The following is a 3405-nucleotide window of genomic DNA, read 5'->3' as shown; positions in this document are numbered from 1 at the left end:
ATCTCCGCGAAACGCGGGGCTCCCGCCAGATCCCCGGCGGTAAGGCCGTGGATGTGCGTGGGGCCGGGGCCCGTTCCGGGGTCGACGATCGTGGAGTAGAGGCGGTCGTCGCTGCCGTCGGGATGCAGACGGATGATCGCGATTTCGACGATGCGGGCTTTACGGGCATCGGTCGAGGTGGTCTCGACGTCGACGACGGCGTAGGGAAGGGATCCCAGCCGGTGACGACACGACGCCACGGCCGCCACAACAGGAGGTTCGGCCTGTGCCGCTTGCACCGGAGCGGCCTGGTCGGCGAGGGTGGTGATGGCCTGCTCGGTGCCGGGGACGTCGAGTTTGCGGGCGGCGTAGGAGCGGGTCAGCAGGCTCTCGCCGATGACGTCGTCGTACTTGTCGATCCTCTTGTCGGGGATCAGGCTCGCCAGGTCGGCGGCGTCGGGGAAGCTGGAGGCGGCCAGTTCGGCCAGCAGGTTCGCGGCCACCCGGGGTGGGGTGGCGCAGAGCAGCAGGGCGACACCGTAGCGGGCGACGTCGACGCCTCGGGCATGCAGAGCCAGAGCCGTCACGGCATTATCTGACAAGCTTGGCGAATCGGCGAAGACGAGGACGACCGAGGACGGACCTGCGGCTCCGTCGCCATCGCGATCGGCATGCTCACCGGCGCAGTTGTCGTCGGCGTCAACGGACAGCTATGGCTGGCAGCGCTCCTCACCGGCCCCAGCCTCATCGCGCTGGCGAAGATCTTTGTTCTCCGCCGGTCGGATGCCACCGACATGAAGCAACTCCAAGCTCAGCGCGACGCTGTGACCGCGCCACCGCTGGTCTGAACCGTCGGTTAGGCGTCCTGTCCGACCTCAGCGAGGCCGCGGGTGACTGACCTCGCCGAGGCGGCGTCTGGTTTGGCATCGCGGTCGGAGGCGCGCCGACGCGGCCCCTAAGTAGCAGGCGCCGAGAAACAACGCTCAGCCGTGCCGGCCCCACCTCGACATCGAGGGTGTGCCCGACCCGGAGCACGTTCCCTGGATCGACCCGACCCATCCGGCCTGGCGAACGGCCCGGTGTCAGCGGCTTCACCGATCAGAAATCCTCCGCCACGTCGTCAGTTCTGTTAGCCCTCGCACCGGTGGAAGGATTGATGACCATGACCGACACCAGACCGCTGGGCGCCGACGAGGCCACGTTCCTCGCGGCGGTCCGCTCAGGCGACACGGCGCGGTTCGCACTCATCACGGAGCGCCACCGGCGTGAGCTGCAGGTGCACTGCTACCGGATGCTCGCGAACTACGAGGATGCCCAGGACCTGACGCAGGAGACGTTCCTGCGAGCGTGGAACAAGCGGGAGTCGTTCAAGGGCCACGCGGCCCTGCGGACCTGGCTGTACCGAATCGCGACGAACGCCTGCCTCGACTTCCTGGAGAAGCGCAACGACCGCACACCCGTACCGTCCGAGCTGCCGGACCCCGGCTCCGAGGTGCTGTACCTGCAGCCCTACCCCGACCGGATGCTCCCCGAGGACCCGCAGGAATCGGTGGTGGCGCGGGAGACGATCGAGCTGGCGTTCATCGTCGCCGTCCAGCACCTGCCGCCGCGGCAGCGGGCGGCGTTCATCCTGCGCGACGTCCTCGGCTGGCCGGCGTCGAAGGCCGCCGACGCCCTCGAACTGACCGTCGCATCGGTGACCAGCGCACTACAGCGGGCGCGCGTGACGATGCGCGAGCAGCTGCCCGATCGCCGCCTCGACTGGCGGAGCCCCGCCACCCACGAGCTGTCGGATGACGAGCGCGGCGTGGTGAAGTCGTATATCGACGCCCATGAGCGCAACGACCTGGACGGGCTGATGTCCCTGCTGCGCGACGACCTGCGCTTCGCGATGCTGCCCGAGCCGGGAACCTCGGTCATCACGGCCAAGGACGCGGTGGACGGCTGGGTCTCCGGTGGGCTCTTCCAGCGCGGCCACGACGACTGGCGCTGTATCACCACGACGGTCAACCGCATGCCTGCCGCCGTGCTATACCTCCGCACCCCCGACGACCCGGAGTACCGGCTGTTTACCATCGCGGTCCTGCACATCGTCGACGGGAAGGTCGCCGAGCTCACCGGATTCGACGCCACCGACAAACCATGGCTGGGCCTGCCTCCGACACTGTAATCAGACGAGTCCCCATCGTCGACGAGTCCAGCGCACGGGCCGCCGTCACCGAAGTCACCGCGGAATGAGCACCCCGACCAGCTGAACACCAACGCGGCAACGCGAACACCACCGCCCCGCCGGCGTTGCCGGCGGGGCATCTTCATGCCCGAAGAACATCGTCACGATCAACGACGCTGTCGTCCCTCATCTCCAGCAAGTCGGTCAACAGCTCACTCGGAACGCAAGGAAGGGCCCGGGGAGGGTTCCCTCATAGCCGAGGGTCACGGTGAGCACGCCAGGAAGGATTTCGACCTGGCCTCACGAGCCCAGGACCTGGCCTCACGAGCCGAGCATCTGGCCCGTGCTCATCGCCTCGTCTCGTATCGGGTCAGCACCACGCCGCCGGGAAACGTCCGCGTCTCCACCAGGTTCAGGTTCACCCAGCTGTCCAGGGCCGTGAAGAACGGCGTGCCGCCGCCCAGCAAGGCCGGTGCGGTGACCAGCACGTACTCGTCGATCAGCCCGGCCCGCATGGCCGCCCCGGCGAGCGTGGCGCCGCCGATGTCCATGGGGCCGCCGTCTTCGGCCTTGAGCCGGGTGATCTCGGTGACCGCGTCGCCGGTGACCAGGCGGGTGTTCCAGTCGACCGTGCTGGTCGTCGAGGAGAACACCACCTTCGGCATATCCCGCCAGCGGCGGGCGTACTCGATCTCCGCCGGGGTAGCGCCAGGCTGCTGGTCGGCGGTCGGCCAGTGGGAGCTCATCGTCTCCCACAGTTTGCGCCCGTACAGCGCCAGGCCGGTCGCCCCCACCCGGTCGGACCACCACTGGAACAGCTCGTCGCTCGGTACGCTCCAGCCGAGGTCGTCGCCGGGCGCGGCGATGTAGCCGTCCAGGCTCAGGTTCATGCCGAAAATCAGTTTCCGCATCGTGCCAGCCTCTCGTGAGTCGATCTCACACGTACAGACGGGCGCGGCGCGGAAACCTAATCGGTGCGCGATCTGCGTCCGCAGGTAGTCCTCGCGTTCCGGACTTGGCACGGCGTACTCGGCTGGGCTCGAGCACTACCCACCGGATCTCGACTTCACCCTCGTACGGGCAGCGGCGCACCCATGGCCAGCTCTCCCCGACCGCTGCTGCCGTCTGCCCGGACGGGAAGGCCTTCCACGGCCACCTGCAACAGAGGCTGTCTACTTTCCATAGGCGTCGTGATCTCTGCTGATGAGCTTGCCAGCCGCAGGCTGCTCCAGGTGACGGTGTCATGGCACATCCAC

General features: G+C 68.0%; 5 protein-coding genes. 2 read left to right on the top strand and 3 right to left on the bottom strand.

From position 1 onward, the window contains the following. The coding region (locus ACSDR0_RS49845; protein ID WP_435296001.1) for an exonuclease domain-containing protein at window positions 1-566 on the bottom strand (566 nt) is incomplete at its 3' end. A gap of 84 nt (window positions 567-650) precedes the next feature. Here ACSDR0_RS49845 and ACSDR0_RS49840 point away from each other — a divergent pair. Next, window positions 651-827: a hypothetical protein gene (locus ACSDR0_RS49840; RefSeq protein ID WP_248958463.1), complete on the top strand. Its 177-nt coding sequence runs from the start codon at window positions 651-653 to the stop codon at window positions 825-827. A 314-nt stretch (window positions 828-1141) separates the two neighbouring features. Then, window positions 1142-2149 carry an RNA polymerase subunit sigma-70 gene (locus tag ACSDR0_RS49835; RefSeq protein WP_435296000.1) on the top strand — a complete coding sequence of 336 codons (1008 nt, stop codon included), beginning with the start codon at window positions 1142-1144 and terminating at the stop codon, window positions 2147-2149. Between the two features lie 347 nt (window positions 2150-2496). Here ACSDR0_RS49835 and ACSDR0_RS49830 read toward each other — a convergent pair whose 3' ends face one another. Then, window positions 2497-3060 carry a dihydrofolate reductase family protein gene (locus ACSDR0_RS49830; RefSeq protein ID WP_184759226.1) on the bottom strand — a complete coding sequence of 188 codons (564 nt, stop codon included), beginning with the start codon at window positions 3058-3060 and terminating at the stop codon, window positions 2497-2499. Window positions 3061-3215: 155 nt separating this feature from the next. After that, the coding region (locus ACSDR0_RS49825) for a hypothetical protein (RefSeq protein WP_435295999.1) at window positions 3216-3405 on the bottom strand (190 nt) is incomplete at its 5' end.

The sequence above is a fragment of the Streptosporangium sp. G11 genome (assembly GCF_051192615.1).
In the GTDB taxonomy this organism is placed as follows: Bacteria; Actinomycetota; Actinomycetes; order Streptosporangiales; family Streptosporangiaceae; genus Streptosporangium.
The sequence above is the reverse complement of the archived record's forward strand: the minus strand, read 5'-3'. Positions and strand labels throughout refer to the sequence as shown.